Source organism: Caballeronia sp. AZ1_KS37, assembly GCF_023631165.1.
GTDB lineage: Bacteria > Pseudomonadota > Gammaproteobacteria > Burkholderiales > Burkholderiaceae > Caballeronia > Caballeronia zhejiangensis.
Genome location: NZ_JALQDP010000006.1, coordinates 53,855 through 72,138, shown reverse-complemented (window position 1 = coordinate 72,138; position 18,284 = coordinate 53,855). Strand labels below are relative to the sequence as shown.

The 18,284-nt window shown below is 63.2% G+C and carries 16 protein-coding genes, 1 tRNA gene and 1 pseudogene; 13 read left to right on the top strand and 5 right to left on the bottom strand.

The features are described from left to right. Positions 1–48: 48 nt before the first annotated feature. From tssK to tssE, 3 genes are read left to right on the top strand one after another with little or no spacing between them, the layout of a single operon-like run. Positions 49–1,395, top strand: a complete 1,347-nt coding sequence (gene tssK, locus NCS00_RS06520; RefSeq protein ID WP_075644162.1) for a type VI secretion system baseplate subunit TssK — start codon at positions 49–51, stop codon at positions 1,393–1,395. Positions 1,396–1,400: 5 nt separating this feature from the next. Beyond that, positions 1,401–2,060, top strand: a complete 660-nt coding sequence (locus NCS00_RS06515; RefSeq protein ID WP_244808039.1) for a DotU/TssL family secretion system protein — start codon at positions 1,401–1,403, stop codon at positions 2,058–2,060. A gap of 36 nt (positions 2,061–2,096) precedes the next feature. After that, the gene (gene tssE, locus NCS00_RS06510) at positions 2,097–2,525 is read left to right on the top strand and encodes a type VI secretion system baseplate subunit TssE (protein ID WP_200889159.1); all 429 of its coding nucleotides are present in this window, start codon (positions 2,097–2,099) and stop codon (positions 2,523–2,525) included. Positions 2,526–2,796: 271 nt separating this feature from the next. Here the strand turns inward: tssE and NCS00_RS06505 are convergent. Beyond that, a tRNA-Met gene (locus NCS00_RS06505) sits at positions 2,797–2,873 on the bottom strand. A gap of 147 nt (positions 2,874–3,020) precedes the next feature. Here NCS00_RS06505 and NCS00_RS06500 point away from each other — a divergent pair. From NCS00_RS06500 to NCS00_RS06490, 3 genes are all read left to right on the top strand, one after another. Then, positions 3,021–3,401 carry a DUF2946 domain-containing protein gene (locus tag NCS00_RS06500; RefSeq protein ID WP_034473600.1) on the top strand — a complete coding sequence of 127 codons (381 nt, stop codon included), beginning with the start codon at positions 3,021–3,023 and terminating at the stop codon, positions 3,399–3,401. Between the two features lie 71 nt (positions 3,402–3,472). Then, on the top strand, positions 3,473–3,835 hold the full coding sequence (locus NCS00_RS06495; RefSeq protein WP_008349969.1) for a copper resistance CopC family protein: 363 nt from the start codon (positions 3,473–3,475) through the stop codon (positions 3,833–3,835). Positions 3,836–3,842: 7 nt separating this feature from the next. Further along, complete coding sequence (locus NCS00_RS06490) at positions 3,843–4,274, top strand: copper chaperone PCu(A)C (protein ID WP_008349971.1); 432 nt, start codon at positions 3,843–3,845, stop codon at positions 4,272–4,274. Positions 4,275–4,334: 60 nt separating this feature from the next. Here the strand turns inward: NCS00_RS06490 and NCS00_RS06485 are convergent, their stop codons facing one another. Further along, the gene (locus NCS00_RS06485) at positions 4,335–6,884 is read right to left on the bottom strand and encodes a penicillin-binding protein 1A (RefSeq protein ID WP_034473599.1); all 2,550 of its coding nucleotides are present in this window, start codon (positions 6,882–6,884) and stop codon (positions 4,335–4,337) included. A 495-nt stretch (positions 6,885–7,379) separates the two neighbouring features. Between NCS00_RS06485 and NCS00_RS33655 the strand changes: the two are divergent. The 3 genes and pseudogenes from NCS00_RS33655 to NCS00_RS06470 form a co-directional block, all read left to right on the top strand. Beyond that, a pseudogene (locus tag NCS00_RS33655) lies at positions 7,380–7,607 on the top strand (plasmid mobilization protein); the annotation flags it as partial. A gap of 399 nt (positions 7,608–8,006) precedes the next feature. Then, positions 8,007–8,687, top strand: a complete 681-nt coding sequence (locus NCS00_RS06475; RefSeq protein ID WP_008349976.1) for a PspA/IM30 family protein — start codon at positions 8,007–8,009, stop codon at positions 8,685–8,687. A 124-nt stretch (positions 8,688–8,811) separates the two neighbouring features. Further along, positions 8,812–10,014 carry a tetratricopeptide repeat protein gene (locus NCS00_RS06470; protein ID WP_033537254.1) on the top strand — a complete coding sequence of 401 codons (1,203 nt, stop codon included), beginning with the start codon at positions 8,812–8,814 and terminating at the stop codon, positions 10,012–10,014. A gap of 344 nt (positions 10,015–10,358) precedes the next feature. On the opposite strand, the gene glgX is transcribed toward NCS00_RS06470, so the two are convergent. Next, entirely contained in the window at positions 10,359–12,557 is a 2,199-nt protein-coding gene (gene glgX, locus NCS00_RS06465; RefSeq protein WP_250439648.1) for a glycogen debranching protein GlgX, read from the bottom strand. A 257-nt stretch (positions 12,558–12,814) separates the two neighbouring features. Between glgX and NCS00_RS06460 the strand changes: the two genes are divergently transcribed. From NCS00_RS06460 to NCS00_RS06445, 4 genes are all read left to right on the top strand, one after another. Beyond that, complete coding sequence (locus NCS00_RS06460) at positions 12,815–14,200, top strand: DUF2252 domain-containing protein (RefSeq protein ID WP_175980003.1); 1,386 nt, start codon at positions 12,815–12,817, stop codon at positions 14,198–14,200. Positions 14,201–14,364: 164 nt separating this feature from the next. Further along, positions 14,365–14,808: a large conductance mechanosensitive channel protein MscL gene (mscL, locus tag NCS00_RS06455; protein WP_008349984.1), complete on the top strand. Its 444-nt coding sequence runs from the start codon at positions 14,365–14,367 to the stop codon at positions 14,806–14,808. A 322-nt stretch (positions 14,809–15,130) separates the two neighbouring features. After that, on the top strand, positions 15,131–15,622 hold the full coding sequence (locus NCS00_RS06450; RefSeq protein ID WP_008349986.1) for a hypothetical protein: 492 nt from the start codon (positions 15,131–15,133) through the stop codon (positions 15,620–15,622). Between the two features lie 235 nt (positions 15,623–15,857). Next, positions 15,858–16,064, top strand: coding sequence for a dodecin (locus NCS00_RS06445; protein WP_008349988.1), 207 nt, complete (start codon positions 15,858–15,860; stop codon positions 16,062–16,064). A gap of 85 nt (positions 16,065–16,149) precedes the next feature. Here NCS00_RS06445 and NCS00_RS06440 read toward each other — a convergent pair whose 3' ends face one another. Continuing rightward, positions 16,150–17,235 (bottom strand): BMP family ABC transporter substrate-binding protein, encoded by a 1,086-nt coding sequence (locus NCS00_RS06440; RefSeq protein WP_008349990.1) that lies wholly within the window; start codon positions 17,233–17,235, stop codon positions 16,150–16,152. A 112-nt stretch (positions 17,236–17,347) separates the two neighbouring features. Further along, the gene (locus tag NCS00_RS06435) at positions 17,348–18,277 is read right to left on the bottom strand and encodes an ABC transporter permease (RefSeq protein WP_008349992.1); all 930 of its coding nucleotides are present in this window, start codon (positions 18,275–18,277) and stop codon (positions 17,348–17,350) included. Positions 18,278–18,284: the final 7 nt, after the last annotated feature.

Genomic DNA, 18,284 nt, shown 5'->3' with positions numbered 1-18,284 from the left:
GGAAGCGTGTCGAAACGCGCTCCCGGCGACAACAAGACCTTCAACCTTATGAAAATAACGAGACCCCTATGGGCACAAGGCGTCTTTATGACGCCGCAGCACTTCCAGCAACAAGCGTTGTGGGAGCAGTTCGCGAACGCGCGCATCGCCGAGATGGCGAGCCCCGATCCTTGGGGCGTGATCGACGTGGCAGTCGACAAACAGGCGCTGGGCATCGATCGTGTGCAGTTCACCAAGCTGGTACTGCGCTTGCCCGATGGGACGCTCATCGACAGCGAGACGTCCGACTGGCTCCCGGCCGCGCGCAGTCTCGATGACGTCGGCTCGCAATACGATGCGATAACGGTGCTCGCGGGTGTGGCGCTCGTCGATGCGCAAGGCGGCAACTGCATCGAGCCTGGGGCGAAACCCGCCCGGCCACGCCGGTTCGTGCGGGAGTATCTGCACGTCGCTGATTTGTACGGCGAAGGTAAGGAAGAAATCAGCGTCGAACGCCACGCCGTCTCGTTGCTGTTCGATTTCGAGGCGGGCGGCGATTACGTGACGTGCCCGGTTGCGCGCTTTATCCGCAATGCGCAGGGACGCTTCGAACTCGATGCGGCCTTCGTGCCGCCGTGCCTGTTCTTGTCGGCCAATACGATGTTGACGACACGCATGAAGCGCCTGTCGGAAATCCTCAGCGCGAAGAGCGCGAGCCTGGCGGTGCGCCGGCGCGAACGTTCGGACCAGATCGCCGACTACGCGGTCGCCGACGTCTCGCTCTTCTGGCTGCTGCACAGCGTGAACTCGTCCTGGCCGGAACTCGCGCGGCTGGTGCAGGCACCGAATCAGCATCCGGAGCGGCTCTATGCGCTGCTTTCGCGGCTGGCGGGTTCGCTTCTGACTTTCTCCACGACGGAGACGTTGCAGGCGCTCCCCGCCTACGACCATCGCGCACCGGAGCCCGTGTTCGCGGAGTTGGAGTCGCTCATTCGCAATTTGCTCGATACGGTCATCCCATCGCGCGTGGTGCCGATCGCACTAGAGCGCGTGCGCGGCACGGTCTGGACCGGCCAGATCGAAGACGAGCGGCTCGTCGAGGATGCGGATTACTACCTCTCGGTGCAGGCCGCGCTGCCCGCTCATGCACTCATCGAGCAGTTCCCGAGACTCTGCAAGGCGGGCGCGCCCGATGAAGTCGAACAGATCGTCAATTCGGCGCTCTCCGGCATTCCGATCAAACCTATGGCGCGTCTGCCCGCGGCGATTCCGGTACGCATCGAGAACCAGTACTTCGCGCTCGATGCATCGCACCCGGCTTTCAAACGCATGATCGATGCGCGCGCGTGTCGGTTCTACGTCCCCGCCTCAATTCCCGATGTTTCGCTCGAACTTTATGCGGTGCTACCGACGTGAACAGCATGACATTGAATGTCGACATCGATCTGCTGCCGGTGGCGCTGCGCGACACGGCGCTCACGGTCGCGGATTTTGCCGACGAAAGCATAGAGAAGTCTGCGGACGATTTGAAAACGACGTGCAAAGCTCAAATCGATGCCCTGACTGCCGAACTCAAAGCACGAGGGTATCCGCAAGACGTGATCGAGGACGCCCGATACGCCCAGTGCGCGCTGCTCGACGAAGCGGCCTTGAACAGTCTAAGAGGCGATGAACGCGAGGACTGGGAACGCCGACCGTTGCAGTTGGAGAAGTTCGAGACCAACGATGCCGGCGAAGAACTCGTGCGGCGAATCCGAGAGCGGCTGCGAGACCCCAGGCCGGTGCTTGCGCTGCTCGCGATCTTCGGCGCGGTGCTGGATCTCGGTTTCACGGGGAGACTCGCCCTCGAAGGCGACGACGCGAAAATTCGCCTCCGACGGGCCATCGATGCTCAGCTTCGTGTCGAGCAGAGGCAGCAGAAGGATGATGGCTCCGTCATCGTCAAAGCGCCAATTATGCGTGCGTGGACGCAGCGAATCTCTCCGCTCGCCGGCATCGCAGTCGCTTGCGTAGTGGTCGGGCTGATCTGGTTTGGAATCAATGCGTGGCTGGATGCGTCCGTTGCCCGCATGACGCAATGAAAGGAGCGCAGGCATGAAACACGAGGTCAAACGATGATGCGCGCGGGACCCGGCCTCTTCGAGCGGATCACCGGACACTTCGCGGACGGAACGGCGATCATCGATCACTCGCCCGAAGAGCAGACTTTCTATTCGGTGCGGGACAACATCCAGCGGATTCTCAACAGCCGTCGCAAGGCGCTCGCGCATTTGCCCGGGTATGGGCTCGACGATCTGTCCGAGATATACCGGCACTTGCCGGCTTCCGCGCATAAGTTGAAAACCGAGATCGAGTCGACGTTGCTCGAGTACGAGCCACGCCTGAGGGCGATCGACATCGAGATCAACAAGCCCGAGCCGGGCATGCTATTGAGCTTCACGATGGCGTGTCACCTACGACGCGAGGGGCTTGTGCGCTTCGGCACGGACTTCATGCCGGATGGCAGGACGCGGTTGAGGATGCTTCAGCAGGCGCGCGATGAATGAGCGTTCGACTGAGGTTCCCCTCGAATCGATGTCGTGGCTTCCGCAAGGAGCGATTCATTTCTCATCGCGCGTCCGAGCGCTGCACGCATCAGGCCTTTAGTTGGCGAACGGGTGGTAGAAGCCGCAGGCCTTTCGCTGATCCTTGATGCGACTCGGGCGCGCACGAGCGCGGTTCTGGCCGCGCGATTGACAAGGCATATTTGCATTGAAAAGACAGACAACAAAAAACCCGCTCAAAGGCGGGTTTGATGGTGTGACGGCTTGCCGATATTGGTTGCGGGGGTAGGATTTGAACCTACGACCTTCGGGTTATGAGCCCGACGAGCTGCCAGACTGCTCCACCCCGCGTCCGTCGAAGAAAAGATTATATGTCATCGCTTACTTTGCCGCAACACCCTATTTTCTAAAACAATCAATCGATGCGTCCCATCCCTCGCGAAGCGCCTACAAACGCGCATGGCATAATCGCTCGTTCATCATCGTCCATGTATCGGCATGCATCACTTGCGTCGGGGCATCATCGGGAAGATCGGCGGGTTCGCTGCGATATGCGCGATCCTGCTGCTCTCGCTCGCGCCCGTCGCATCGCAAACGCTCGAACATGCGCGCATCGAATCGTTGCTCGCGTCCGTGTGCGCAACCGATGCCCAGTCATCGCGCGACACGCATCCGCAAAAGCATGACACCGTCGATCATCTGCAGGCCTGCGCTTATTGCGATCTCATCGCGCACGCGCCCACGCCGACCGTATCGCCGCATCGCGCGGCCGCCCTTCTCCCGCCGCGCGAAACCTTCGTCGCAAATCATCGCACCGACGCGCCTCGCCGAGCATCGCTCACCGCCGCACAACCGCGCGCCCCGCCCGCCTTCGCCTGATTCGCATCGGCAAACACAGACTTCGTTCATCGCCTGAACCCCCAACGGTTTCGGGCACGCAAGGACACATCATGCTTTCATCATCGTTGATGCGCAGCGCACTCGCGCTCGCGTTCATCGGCTCCGCGCAACTCGCATTCGCGCATGCATTGCCGAAGCTGCAACAACCCGGCCCCGGCGCGACCGTCAGCGCCCCGCACGAAGTTGCGATCGACTTCGGCGAAGCGCTCGAACCGACCTTCAGCAAGCTCATCGTCACCAATGCGCAGGGCACGCAAGTCAACACCGAGAAATCCACAGTCGATGCACGCGACAAAAAGCACATGAGCGTCGCGCTCCCCGATCTCGCGCCGGGCGTCTACAAGGTCCAATGGAGCGCGTTCGCGGCCGACGGGCATCGCACGCAAGGCCACTACAACTTCACCGTCAAGTGAGGACACAATGAAAAAAATCGCTGTACTCGCGAGCGCGCTCGTCTGCGCATCGTTCGCTCAGGCCGCGACGCTCGAGGCCCGCGATTGCTGGGTTCGTGCGATGCCGCCGAACCTGCCGTCATCGGGCTACTTCACCGTCGCCAACAACGGCGACAAACCCGCGACCCTCACGGCCGCGGAAACGCCCGCGTTCGGCATGACGATGATGCACAAGTCGGAGAGCAAGAACGGCACGGCGACGATGTCGGCGGTCGATTCCGTCGATGTCCCCGCGCACGGCACCTTGAACTTCGCGCCGAAGGGCTATCACCTGATGCTCGAAGAGCCCGGCAAGCCGCTCAAGGTCGGCTCGACGATTCCGCTCACGCTATCGTTCGCGGACAAGTCGACGCTCAAGGTGAACTGTGACGTGAAGTCGGCAGCGACGGTCGGCCACTGAGTTTCGCGCCCCCCAAAGAAAAGCGCGCCGGATTGTGAAGTCCGGCGCGTTTTTTCATCGCTAGTGCTTGCTGAACAGATCCATGATCTGCTTGCGCTCGTCGGTCGTAACCTGCGGCGCGGGCGGCGCCTGCATGCCCGCCGGACCCACGCCGCCCATCGTGGTGGCATCGCCCGCCATCGGATTGGCGTTATCCAGCCCGATGCTCGCGACGAATCCCGCGCCCGGCGTCCGGTCGGCGTAAAAGAGTTCGCCATCGACCGTGGTGATGCCGTCCGGCCGCTCCATCTGCTCCTGCGGAATGCCACGCAGCGCGCGTCCCATGTACTCGACCCAGATCGGCAATGCGAGCTGCGCGCCGAACTCGCGGCTGCCGAGCGTCTTCGGCTGGTCGTAGCCCATCCACGCGACCGCGACGAGCTGCTTCTGATAGCCCGCGAACCAGCCATCCTTTGCGTCGTTGGTCGTGCCGGTCTTGCCTTGCAGATCGTTGCGCTTCAACACGTTGGTGCCCGAGCCCGTGCCCTGCGTCGCGACGGTATGCAGCAGGCTGTTCATGATGTACGCGTTGCGCGGCTCGAGCGTCTGCGGCGCGTTGCTCCCCGCGATCAGCGGATTGGCGCGCGAGATCACGGTGCCGCGCGCATCGGAGACCTCGGCGATCAGATACGGATTAATGCGATAGCCGCCGTTCGCGAACACCGAGTACGCACCGCTCAACTGCAACGGCGTGACGAGACCCGCGCCGAGCGCGAGCGGCAGATAAGGCGGCGTCTTGTCCTTGTCGAAGCCGAACTTCTGCGTGACGAAGTCCTGCGCGTAGCCCGTGCCGATATACGAGAGGATGCGGATCGACACGAGGTTCTTCGACTTCTGCAGGCCGACGCGCATCGACATCGGGCCGTCGGGCTGGTCATCGTCCTTCGGCTCCCACGCATCGCCGCCGCCCGCCGCGGGAAAATACAGCGGCGCGTCGTTGATGATGGTCGCCGGTCCGAGACCCTTGTCGAGCGCCGCCGAATAGATGAACGGCTTGAAGCTTGAACCCGGCTGACGCCATGCCTGCGTAACGTGATTGAACTTGTTCTTGTTGAAGTCGAAGCCGCCGACGAGCGCGCGGATCGCGCCGTCCTGCGGCGTCATCGAAACCAGTGCGCCTTCGACCTGCGGCAACTGCGTGATCTGCCAGTTGCCCTTGCCGTCCTTCGTGAGACGCACGATCGAGCCCGGCTTGATCGCGAGCGCCTTCGATGCGTTGTTGCGCAGCGCCGCCGCCACGAAGCGCAGGCCGTCGCCCGCGATCGTCGCAGTATCGCCGCCGACGAACTGTGCGCTCACCTGCTTCGGGCTCGCGGCCGTGACCACCGCCGCGACGAGCTCGCCGTTGTCCGGATGATCGACGAGCGCGTCTTCGATCGCCTCGGCGCGGTCATCCGCGTTCGACGGCAGATTGACATTGCCCTCCGGCCCGCGATAGCCATGCCGGCGCTCATAGTCCATCACGCCCTTGCGCACGGCTTTATACGCGGCGTCCTGATCGGCGGAATCGATGGTCGTCGTCACCGTGAGGCCGCGCGTGTAGGTCTCTTCCTTGTATTGGGCGTACATCATCTGCCGGACCATTTCCGCGACGTATTCCGCATGCACGCCGTATTCGGTGCCCGAGGACTTCGTGTGAATTTCCTCGGCGCTCGCCTGAGCGAACTGTTCGCGCGTGATGAAGTTCAAATCGAGCATGCGCTTCAGGATGTACTGCTGACGCACCTTCGCGCGCTTCGGATTGACGACCGGGTTATACGCCGACGGCGCTTTCGGCAGGCCCGCGAGCATCGCCGCTTCGGCAAGCGTGATGTCCTTCAGGTCCTTGCCGAAGTACACGCGCGCAGCAGCCGAAAAACCGTACGCGCGCTCGCCCAGATAGATCTGGTTCATGTACAGCTCGAGAATCTGATCCTTCGTGAGCGCGCTCTCGATCTTGTACGCGAGCAGCATCTCGTAGATCTTGCGCGTATAGGTTTTCTCGCTCGACAGGAAGAAGTTGCGCGCGACCTGCATCGTGATCGTGCTCGCGCCTTGCGATGCGCCGCCGTGCATCAGATCGGTCACGCCCGCGCGCAGGATGCCGACGAAGTCGACGCCGCCGTGATCGTAGAAGCGGTAATCCTCGATTGCGAGCACCGCCTTCTTCATCTGATCGGGAATGTCCTGAAAGCGCACGAGGCTGCGGCGCTCCTCGCCGAACTCGCCGATCAGCACGTGATCGGCCGTATAGACGCGCAGCGGCACCTTCGGACGATAGTCGATGAGCGCATTGAGCGACGGCAGATTCGGCCCCATGACGACGAGCGCATAACCGACGATGAGCGCGCCGATCACCACGCCGATGGCCGCGAGTCCCGCGAACCAGAGCGCGATGCGTGCGAGCGGAGAGCGGCCCCGGCCGCCGCGGTCATTGCGATCGTTGCGGTCATTGCGGCCGCCACCGCCGTTGCGCCCGCCGCCGTCGCGGCCGCCCGAGTCATTGCGTGAGTCGTTGCGAGAGTCGTTCCAGCGGGGTTCGCGATCGTAGCGCGAGGAATTCGAGGAGTCGGGTCGTTTGATGATAGGCATGACTGGGTTCGTTCGGCGCGCCATGAAGCGCGCCCGCTGCCGCGCTGCGATGCGCCGAAAAACGACGCGACTGCCAAGACGGGACGAGCGAATGTGCAGGCCGGATCCGGCCGGAGGTAACAGCGCATTTTAAAGAATTCGCGCGGGCCACCACAAAATGCGCAGGATTTTTTTGTAAGTAAATTGCCGCGAGCCCGCCAGATGCGCGCCAATGTTGTGTTACCCACAAAAAGTGTTGAGAGCCTTGTGGACAACCGTATGAGAAAATGCACAAGTCGTTGATCGCGCGCCGTTTTTGCGCAACGCTCATCGCGTGTGATGCGAGGCCATTCACACGCACGGCCGCGCGCAAACCGATATGATGGATGAATGGATCGCGGGTTCCCGAAACGGCTCTCGCGAGCCTGCAATAACGATGTCGTGCAGTTTGATGAACCGAAGCCGCGGTCGTCCCCTTAGTCCGGTTACGATCGCCTTACTGTTTGTGAGCCGCCCATGACGACCAAACCCAGCGAACGCATCGTTGTTTTCGTGACTCCCGCGCAGAAGCTGGCCATCAGCAATACAGCGGACTCCCTCGGCATCAGCGTGAGCGAGCTCATGCGGCGCGCCGTGCTGAACTTCAACGCGACGAGCGAGCAGATCAAGGTCGCGGGCATCGTCGATCGCCTGCGCGCGCCCAAAGCGCCCGATGCGCTCAACGCCGCGCTGAAAAGCGTCGCTGCGAAAGCCGCCGCACGCGAAGCCCGCGATGCCGCCGCAAGCGCGACCAAGCGCGCAGCGCAGGCGCGCACGCTTGCACAGGCGCATCCCGAGCCCCCCGCATCCGAAGACGCACTCGAGCATGACGCCGATGAGGGCGACGACGCCTCGCTGACCGACGACACGCACACCGAGCGCTAGCCACCGGCGCCCTGCCTGCCTTTTCCGGCAAGGCGCGCCGTTACACTCCTTAACCTTCCGTTAAGTCCCGGTTAAGCCGCGGCATGATCTAATGAGCGGGTAAACCCGGCGTGCACGCGAAGCTCGCGTGCGCTTGCAATCCCGCGCATTGCGCCTCACATTCGAGCCGCGCGGCGCGTGGATCGAGTGAACGCCGCCGTCTTCCTCCAGGAGAAATACATGTCGCTTTTCGATTCCATCACGCGCACGGTCAAAGGCCTCTTGAACGACGCCGCCGACACCATGCAGGACCCTTCGCGCGACGCTCGCCAGATCGTGCGCGAACTCGACGACAGCATCGCGAAGGCGGAAAACTCGCTCATCGAGATCGAAGCGCAGGTCGCGACGCAGCAAAGCAAGCGCGACGCCGCCGCCGACAAGGCGAAGAAGTACGAAGACGGCGCGAAGCGCGCGCTGCAGTCCGGCGATGAAGGCCTCGCGCGCGAAGCCCTCGCGGCGCAGGCGAACGCCGAAACCGAACGCGACGCGCTCGCCGCGGAACTGCAGACGCTGGTGCCTTCGGTCGATCATCTGAAGCAGCAGATCACGGACATGCGTCAGCGCCGCAACGATCTGAACGCGCGCTCGAACATCCTTCAGGCGAAGCAGCAGATCGCGCAGGCGAAGGACACCGCGGCGACGGCGCTGGGCGGCATCGGCGGAAAGAATCTTTCGGAGGACTTTCAGAAGCTCGAAGACAAGGTTCAGCTCGCCAACGCCCGCTCGGATGCGCGCCTGAATTCGGCGGACCAGAAGTCCGGCAAGGCGCTCGATGACAAGCTCGCCGCGCTCAATCGCGGGCCTTCCGTCGAAGACCGTCTCGAAGCGCTGAAGAAGCAGTTGAATCCGCCGGCGCAATAAGTGCTGGCGAGTGCATGCGTGGCGAGCCGCCGGGCAAGCCACGCGTCGCACGAATATGCGTTACCTTGAGCAGTACACGATTGCATCGACAGGAGACGGACGTTCATCGCGTCCGGCCCGCATCATGAAAAAGTTCTTGACGGCTCTGGCGTTGTCGCTGTCGCTCGCATCCCCGCTCGCGTTCGCGTTGCCGACCGCGCAGCAGGTCGAGCAGTCGATGACGCAGGGCAACTGGCAAAAGGCCGACTCGCAACTGAGCGAAGTGCTTGAGGCGCATCCGAAGAACGCGCACGCGCATTATCTCTACGCGCAGGTTCTCGACCGCGAAGGCCGTTACAGCGACGCCCTTTCGCATCTGCAACAAGCGAAATCGCTCGATCCCGCATTGAGCTTCACCGATCCGTCGCGCTTCGCGGCCACGCAGGCCCGCATTCAGGCCGATGCGACGCGCGCGAGCATCTCGCCGCGATCGGACAACGGCGCGACTACGTCGAGCGCGCAGAATCCCTTCAATCAGCAACAAGCCGCGCCCGTGCCGCAGACGCACGGCATCGGCATGGGCGCGTGGATCGGTTTGGCGATCCTGATCGCGGCGATCGCGCTCGTGCTGCGCTGGGGATTGCGCCGTGCGCGCTCACGCGACGACGGTCAGGCCGAGAACGATCGCCGTTCGCAGATCAAGCGCGCAACCGAACTGCTCAACGAAGTGCGCACGCTCAAACTAGACGTGCGGCTCTCCACCGCGCCGGGCCATGAAGCGCTGCTGAAGGACGTCGAAGGCGCGGAAACGCAGTTGCGCGAGATGGTCGAATCGCTGTCGAACTCGAAGAATCCGGTACCGCCGTATGCGATCGAAGATCTGGAGAATCAGGTTGCAAGCCTGAAGGCGCGCGCCGAAGGCCGGCCCGATCCGAACGCGAACAACTATGCGCAAGCCGGCGCACCGAACGGCTCGCCATATGCGCAGGAAGCCGAGCGTTTCGGACGCGGCCAGCCGCAGTATCCGCAGCAAGGGCCGTATCCGCCGCAGCAAGGGCAGCAGCCGCCCGTCATCATCCAGCAAGGCGGCGGCGGGTTCGGCGGCGGCATGGGCGGATTGCTTACCGGCGTGCTGCTGGGCGAGGCGCTCTCGCATGGGCGCGATCGCGTGATCGAGCGCGAAGTCCCCGTCGATCGTCCGCCGCAGAACGATAACGGCGGTCTCGACTTCGGCAACGACAACGGCGGCGGCCTCGATTTCGGCAACGGCTCCAACGACTGGAACGATGGCGGCGGGGGCGGAAACCTCGACCTCGGCAGCAACGACGACAGCTGGCGCGATTCCTGATCTGCTCGCGTACGAAAAACAAGGGCTCCGTTTCGCGGAGCCCTTTTGGTTTCGTCGTGAAGATCAGCGCATCAACCGCCGCCGAGAAAGCGCAGCAGGCCCCAGAGAAACTTGAAGAAGCCGACGATGAATTCCCAGATGCGCTCGAGCTGATCCCAGCTCGCGACGCGCAGGATGGCATGCAGGATCATGCCGTCGGCGCCACGCGGCCTTGAAGAGGCGCGCGTTCATGCGTGAAAGATACGGCCATCGTGGAAAAAAGAAGGCGGCTCCCGCCGCCTACTGTCGCTATCGCAAAAACCAGATGATAACCGCTCGCGCGCCGGACCCCGCCGACGCGAGCCTCAACTCGCCTCGCCTTCAGGCGGGACTTCGTCCGTCAGCGCTTCTTCCAGCCGCTTGAAAATGCGCTTCGTCGCGCCGCGCGGCTGAAGCGCAAACAGGAGCAGCGAGCGGCCCGTCACCTGATACACATCGTCCGCGCCGAACTCCGGCAATTCCTCGCGAATCGGCGCGTTGGTGTCGATGAGACAAATCCACTCGTCGGGGCCCGGAATGTCGGGCAGCGTGAAATCGACCACGTCGTGATACGCGTTGACGATGAGCAGCAGCGTCGCATCCGATGCCGGCTTGCGGATGCCCGTCGCCTGCGCGCGCCCGTCCATCACCACGCCGAAGCAGCGCATGTTCGGATCGTCCCATTGCTCCTGCGTGAGTTCGTCGCCGGTCGTGCCGAGCCACCGGACGTCGGCGACCTGCAGGTCCTCGTTGTATTCGCCGGTCAGGAAGCGCTGGCGCCTGAGCACCGGCAGCGTGTGACGCAGCGTCGTCAGCTTGCGCACGAATTCCGTGAGCGCGCGGCCATCGTCGTCGATGTCCCAGTTCACCCAGCTGATGTCGTTGTCCTGGCAATACGCGTTGTTGTTGCCCTTCTGCGTGCGGCCGAATTCGTCGCCGGCGAGCAGCATCGGCGTGCCTTGCGAAAACAGCAGCGTCGCGAGCATGTTGCGCTTCTGGCGCTCGCGCAGCGCGCGGATCTCGGGGTCGTCGGTCGGACCTTCGACGCCGCAGTTCCACGATTTGTTGTCCGAATGGCCGTCCTTGTTGTCCTCGCCGTTCGCCTCGTTGTGCTTCTCGTTGTACGAGACGAGATCGTTCAGCGTGAAGCCGTCGTGCGCGGTAATGAAGTTCACGCTCGCCCACGGACGGCGCCCGCGCTTGTTGAACTTGTCGCCCGATGCGGTGATGCGCTTGCCGAGCTCAGGCGACACGCCTTCGTCGCCCTTCCAGAATTCGCGCACGGTGTCCCGGTAACGATCGTTCCATTCCGCCCAGCCCGGCGGAAAGCCGCCCACCTGATAGCCGCCCGGACCGCAATCCCACGGTTCCGCGATGAGCTTCACGCTCGAGAGAATCGGGTCTTGCCGGCAACTGTCGAGGAAGCCGCCGCCCTCGTCGAAGCCGTAGGGCTCGCGGCCGAGAATCGTCGCGAGATCGAAGCGAAAGCCATCGACGTTCATCTCCGTCACCCAGTAGCGCAGGCTGTCGGTGACCATCTGCAGGACGCGCGGATGCGACAGGTTGAGCGTATTGCCGGTGCCGGTATCGTTGATGTAATAGCGCGATTCCTCGGGCATCAGCCGGTAGTACGACGCATTGTCGATGCCGCGAAACGACAGCGTCGGCCCGCGTTCGTTGCCTTCGGCGGTGTGGTTGTACACGACGTCGAGGATGACTTCGAGGCCGGCCTCGTGCAGCCGGTCGACCATTTCCTTGAACTCGGCGACGACGCCCGGCCCGCGCGCGAAGTAGCGCGGATCGGCGGCGAAAAAGCCGATCGTGTTGTAACCCCAGTAATTCGTGAGGCCCTTGTCGAGCAGATAACTGTCGTTGACGAACGCGTGGATCGGCAAAAGCTCGACCGACGTCACGCCCAGGCTCTTGATGTAATCGACCACTTCCTTCTGTCCGAGCCCCTCGAAAGTGCCGCGCATGTGCTCCGGAATCGCCGGATGCAGCTTCGTGTAGCCGCGCACGTGCGTCTCGTAGAAGATCGTGTGCTCCCACGGCACGCGCACGCGCGTCGCATGCGTCCACGAGAAGTCCTGATCGACGACCTGGCACTTCTGCATGAAGGGCGCGCTGTCGCGTTCGTCGAAGGTGAGATCGTCGCCTTCGGCGTTGAGCGTATAGCCGAACACGGCCGGGTCCCACTTCAGTTCGCCGACGTGCGCCTTCGCGTACGGATCGAGCAGCAGCTTGTTGGGATTGAAGCGATGTCCGGCTTCGGGCTCGTACGGTCCATGCACGCGATAGCCATAGACCGCGCCGGGTTGCAGGCCGTGAACGTAGACGTGCCAGACTTCATCGGTGTATTCGGGCAGTTCGATGCGCTGCGTTTCCTTTTCGCCCCTCTCATCGAAGAGACACAGCTCGACTTTGGTCGCGTTCGCGGAAAACAGCGCGAAATTCACGCCCTGTCCGTCCCAGGTTGCGCCGAGCGGAAACGGGGAGCCTTCGGCAATGCGGATTTCGTTGGGCATGAGATGATGTGTTCGAAAGATTGACGCGAAGTGCGTCGGGATCGTGCGTTGGCATTGCGCGGCTTCAAGCCGATCGTAAAGAGCATATCCCGTGCCCGTGGCCCGGCCCGGCGTGCAGCTTGCTTCATGCGGTTCGCGCCATCGAGACGCACCCGCGTCATGCGCTGCGCGTGTAAAACCTTCCCGCCGGGAGCGCCGAATGCTCTGCGTTCGACGAACGCTCGACACGCCCTTTTATCGCCGAAGGAGAACGCGCCTTGTCCACCCGCCCTGGTTCCGCTTCGACGAATACACCCATCAACGGCGCGGCCGAGCAAAGCCGCGCCATGGGCCGTTCACTGCGCGACGCGGTACCGTTCGACGCGCACGGCGCCTGGTCGCCCGAGCCGGACCGGCCCGATCCCGTGGAACGCGTGCTCGCGGGCAACGCGGGCCGGCAGGAGCGGCTCATTCCGCTGCGGATGCAGCGCATGGCCGAGTCGCCGTTCGCGTTCCTGCGCGGCTCCGCGACGGTGATGGCGTGGGATCTGGCGAAGTCGCCTTCGATCGGCCACAACGTCATCATCGACGGCGACGCGCACGTCAATAATTTCGGCCTTTTTCGCACGCCGCGCCAGGACGTCGTGTTCGATCTGAACGATTTCGACGAAACGCTCGTCGGCCCGTGGGAATGGGACTTGAAGCGTCTGACCGCGAGCATCAACGTCGCGGCGCGCGAAAATGGCGTCGATGCCGCCGGGCGCGAAAGCGCCGTGCGTTCGGCATGCGCCGCGTATCGCACGACGATGGCCGGACTCTGGCAAGTAAGCCCCTACGATCTCTGGCAGATGCGCTCCTACGCGAGCGCGCTGCACATGGACGCGCCCACGAAGCTCGATTCCGACGAGAAGGCGACCATAGAGAAAACCGTTGAACGCGCGATGAAGCGCTCGCACGCGACGATGCTCGCGAAAGTCGCGGAGCCCGTCGGCAAAAGCTATCGCTTCAAGGCCGATCCGCCGATCCTGACCGCGCTCGACGCCGCCGAGAAAAATCATGTGATCGATGGCCTGAAGGCTTATCTGGAAACGCTCGCCGGCGAATGGCGCATGATGCTCGAACGCTACGACGTCGTGGATGTCGCGCATCGCGTCGTCGGCGTGGGCAGCGTCGGCACGCGCGCGTATCTCGTGCTGATGCTCGGCCGCGCGCTCGGCGATCCGCTCTTCATTCAGGTGAAGGAAGGCATCGTGCCGGCCGCCGCGCCGTTCGTGCCGCCGCTCCCGGAGCCGTATCGCCATCAGGGACGGCGGGTCGTGCACGGTCAGCGTCTGATGCAGAGTTCATCGGATGCGCTGCTCGGCTGGACGACCATTTCCGGCCGCGACTTCTACGTGCGCCAGATGAAGCAGATCCGCGGCTCGATTCCCGTCGACTGGCTGCACGGCGCGACCTTCGACTTTTACGCGTGGTGCCTCGGCCTCCTGCTCGCTCGCGCCCACGCGCGCACCGGCGATGCCGCGCTCATCGCCGGGTATTGCGGCAACTCCGACCGGCTCGACGCCGCCTACGCGATGTGGGCCGAGCGCTATGGCGCGCAGACGGTCGCGGATCACGCGGCTTTTTGCGCGGCGATCAGCGTGGGGCGCGTGCCGTCGGCCTGAACGAATTCCGGCGCCCCGCGCGAGCCGCAATCGAATTGACTATCATTGTCGGTGCCCGCAACGAAACGCGCCGCGCCCGGCGTTTCGCGCGGGTTCCAACGGCATAGCCCTTGCTGCCGCCTTGGCCCGCACAACCGTCTAACGCACACTGGAGGAAGCCGCGCATGAGCATGATCGAAGAATTCAAGAACTTCGCCCTGAAGGGCAACGTCATGGACCTCGCGGTCGGCGTCATCATCGGCGGCGCATTCTCGACGATCGTCAATTCCGTCGTCAAAGATCTGATCATGCCGGTGGTCGGCCTCGCCACCGGCGGCCTGGACTTTTCGAACCTGTTCGTCCGGCTCGGGCCGATACCGCCAACGTTCAAAGGCAATCCCGATTCGTACAAGGACTTGCAGACCGCGGGCGTCGCCGTATTCGGCTATGGCTCGTTCATCACCACGCTGATCAACTTCATCATTCTCGCGTTCATCATCTTTCTGATGGTCAAGTTCATCAACAATCTGCGCAAGCCGGCCGAAGCCGCGCCGCCGCCCGCGACGCCCGAAGACGTGCTGCTGCTGCGCGAGATTCGCGACGAACTCAAGAACGCACCGCGCGTCTAGCCGGGCAAACCCGCTCGCATCGCAGCGGAACCCGCGCGGCGCGGGCGGGTCTGCCTGATTGGCCACCCTATCCCCTTGGTGCGCCCACCCGCTTTTTTCTTCATGAAAGCTGTTCGCGTGGGGTGCAGCAGGACTATTATTGAGATAGATGCTCTGAGGGAAGCCAAGCGGGCCGCCAAACGGTCGTCGGCACGAATCGTGCGCCAGGAAGGAGCAGCGGCTCTTGCCGTTGCTAAAAACGAATGGCCCGATTCACCGTGACCTAATCACATCGATGCGCTATAAAAGATCGACGTGCGGCGCGCAAGACGGGAGTGGCCGCATGAGGACGCTGCGTTTCTTGCAATTCTTTTTCAGGCGAGTTTTTATGTCCTTCCCGAAAAAGCGTAAGCGCGTGAAGGCTGATGGCGACGAGTCTTTTCTCGCCGTGCTTCGGCATTTCAAGCCATTTGGTCAGCTAGACACCAAGATCGCCAGGGCTCGCGCCCAGGATGAACCGGTGCTGTACGCACATGTGTTGCCGGGACTCGATGTCCTTCTGTGCAGCGTGCGAGGCGCCCAGCCGCCCTACCCGGCGATCGACGAGCTGCACAGGCGTTGTGTCGAATCCATCACCAACGCGCTCGAACAGCCGCTCGACGGACTCGAGAACGGCGGTTACTGGTACGAGGGGAACGGTTTCGGTTTCCTTGTATTCGCGAGCCGCGCCCGCGCCCAGATCCTGAGCGAATTCGGCGCGACGGTTTCGGCGCGCAGGCGTCGCGGCACGCGCCGTCAGGACGCAGGCGACGCCGCTTCGCGACCGCTGCGCTGATCCTGCGCGGACCTTCCTGGTTTCTGCCGATGCACGCGGGCCTCGCTGACGAGGCTCGTGCGCCGAGCGCGCTTCGCGCAAACCCCGACTACTCCCGCACGCGTTCCTGTCCTTTAATGGAAGCCACGCGCGAAAGCGTGATGGCGCGTGCCTTGCTGCATCGGTATTCGAAGCATCTTGCGACGCCACGCGTCGCATCGCTCTGACCGATCCACCACACTACAAGGAGAACACCATGTCGGAACACGTCTACAAGCAGATCGAACTGACCGGCTCGTCGCCGCAGTCGAGCGATGACGCCGTGCGCGTCGCGCTCGAGAAGGCGTCGAAAACGCTGCGCAACATGCACTGGTTCGAAGTGGTGGAAACGCGCGGGCACATCGAGGACGGCAAGATCCTGCACTGGCAGGTGACGATCAAGGTGGGACTGCGTATCGATTGATGCGCGTGGCTCATCGCATGAAAAAACCGCGCTTCGTTTTGCAACGAAGCGCGGTTTTACATTGCGGCGAGCGAACGATGCGCGCTTACTTCGGCAGCGAGCCGTCCACGCCTTCGACGTACCAGTTGATGCGCTGCAGTTCCGGGTCGGTCAGCGTCTTGCCGGCCGGCACCTTCTCCGCGCCCGACTGATCCTTGATCGGACCGCTGAACACATCCCACTTGCCTGCGTGCAACTCGTCACGCTTCGCGGAGATCGCCTGCACTGCCTTCGCGGGAATCGCGCCGGTATTCAGGTCTTCGAGATCCACGGCCTTCTGCGGAATGCCGAGCCATACCGGATCGTTCTTCCACTTGCCGTCGATCACCTTCTGGATCACGTCGTTGTAATACACGCCCCAATGCGCGACGACCGAGCCCAAATGCGCGCTCGGGCCGAACTTCTTCATGTTCGAATCCCAGCCGAACGCGAAGACTTTCTTCTCGGCGGCGGTGTTGAGCGTCGCGTTCGAATCGGTGTTCTGCAGCAGGACGTCGGCACCCTGGCCGATCAGCGTTTCGGCTGCCTGCTTTTCCTTGCCCGGATCGAACCAGCTATTGATCCAGATGACCTTCGTGTGGACCTTCGGGTTCACGGAGCGCGCGCCCATTGTGTACGCGTTGATGTTGCGCACCACTTCCGGGATCGGCACCGACGCGACGAAGCCGAGCGTGTTCGTCTTCGTCACGTAGCCCGCGGCGACGCCCGCGAGATACGCGCCCTGATACATGCGCACGTCATACGTGCCGAAGTTCTTCGCCTTCTTGAAGCCGGTGGCCGTCAGGAAGATGGTGTCCGGAAAATCCTTCGCGACCTTCAGCGCGAAATCCTGATAGCCGAAGCTCGTCGCGAAGATGACCTTGTTGCCCTTGTTCGCGAGATCGCGGAACACGCGTTCCGAGTCCGCCGATTCCGGCACGTTCTCGACGCGCGTGATCTTGATCTTGCTGCCGTACTTCGCTTCGGCCTCCTTGCTGCCGGCGTCGTGCGCGAAGGTCCAGCCTGCATCGCCCGGATTGCCGAGATAGACGAACGCGACGCCCGGCGCATCCGCCGCCTGCGCGCTCAAGGCCGCGACGGTGGCGGACAGTGCGACCGTAGCGGTGATCGCCTTCAGCCATGGTTTATTCATTGTGATTCTCCTGGTCGATGTTGTGTGTCAAACGAATTGCTTTGGCCCGCATCAGTGTGGTCGGTCAAAAATGAGAACGGAACCGCGATGCTGCGCGCGAACAACAGCGGCATCAGCTCGCCGCGAAGAACGGCTTGCCGAGCGATGCGGGCGCGTTGAGCCTGATCGTGTTCGGGTTACGCGAGATGAGCACGAGCACGACGATCGTCGCGATATACGGCAGCATCGCGAGAAATTGCGTCGGCACCGGGACGCCGATCGCCTGCGCGTAGAACTGCAGCGCCATCACCGCGCCGAAGAGCAACGCGCCGATGAGCAGCCGGCCCGGGCGCCACGTCGCGAACACGACGAGCGCGAGCGCGATCCAGCCGCGCCCCGACGTCAGTTGCTCCTGCCAGACGTGCAGATAGACGATCGAGTAATAGCCGCCCGCGATGCCGGCCATCGCGCCGCCGAAGAGCGTCGCGCCGTAGCGCACGCCGACGACCGGAAAGCCGACCGAATGCGCGACCGCCGGCGATTCGCCGACCGAGCGCAGCACGAGCCCCGCCCGCGTCTTGTAGAGGAACCAGCCGATCACCGCGAACATGATGAACGCGAGATAGCCGAGCGGCGTGAGCGAGAAGATCGCCGGGCCGAGCACCGGAATGCTCGACAGCCCGGGAATCGGCATCACGTCGATGGTCGAGCGCACCGCCGCCGACGTATAGGGCTTGCCGACATACGCCGAAAAGCCGATGCCGAAGATGGTCAGCGAGAGGCCCGTCGCGACCTGATTCGCGAGCATCGTGATGGTGAGAAAGCCGAAGAGCAGCGCCATCGCGAGCCCGGCGAACACCGACGCGACGATGCCGAGCCACGGGCTGCCCGTGATCGCGGTGACGGCGTAGCCGGTGACGGCGCCCATCAGCATCATGCCTTCGACGCCGAGATTCAGTACGCCGGATTTTTCCGCGACGAGTTCGCCCGCGCCCGCGTACATCAGCGGGATGGCGGCGATCACGGCGCTCGAAGCGAGATTGCTGGCTTGATTGATGTCCATGTTTTTC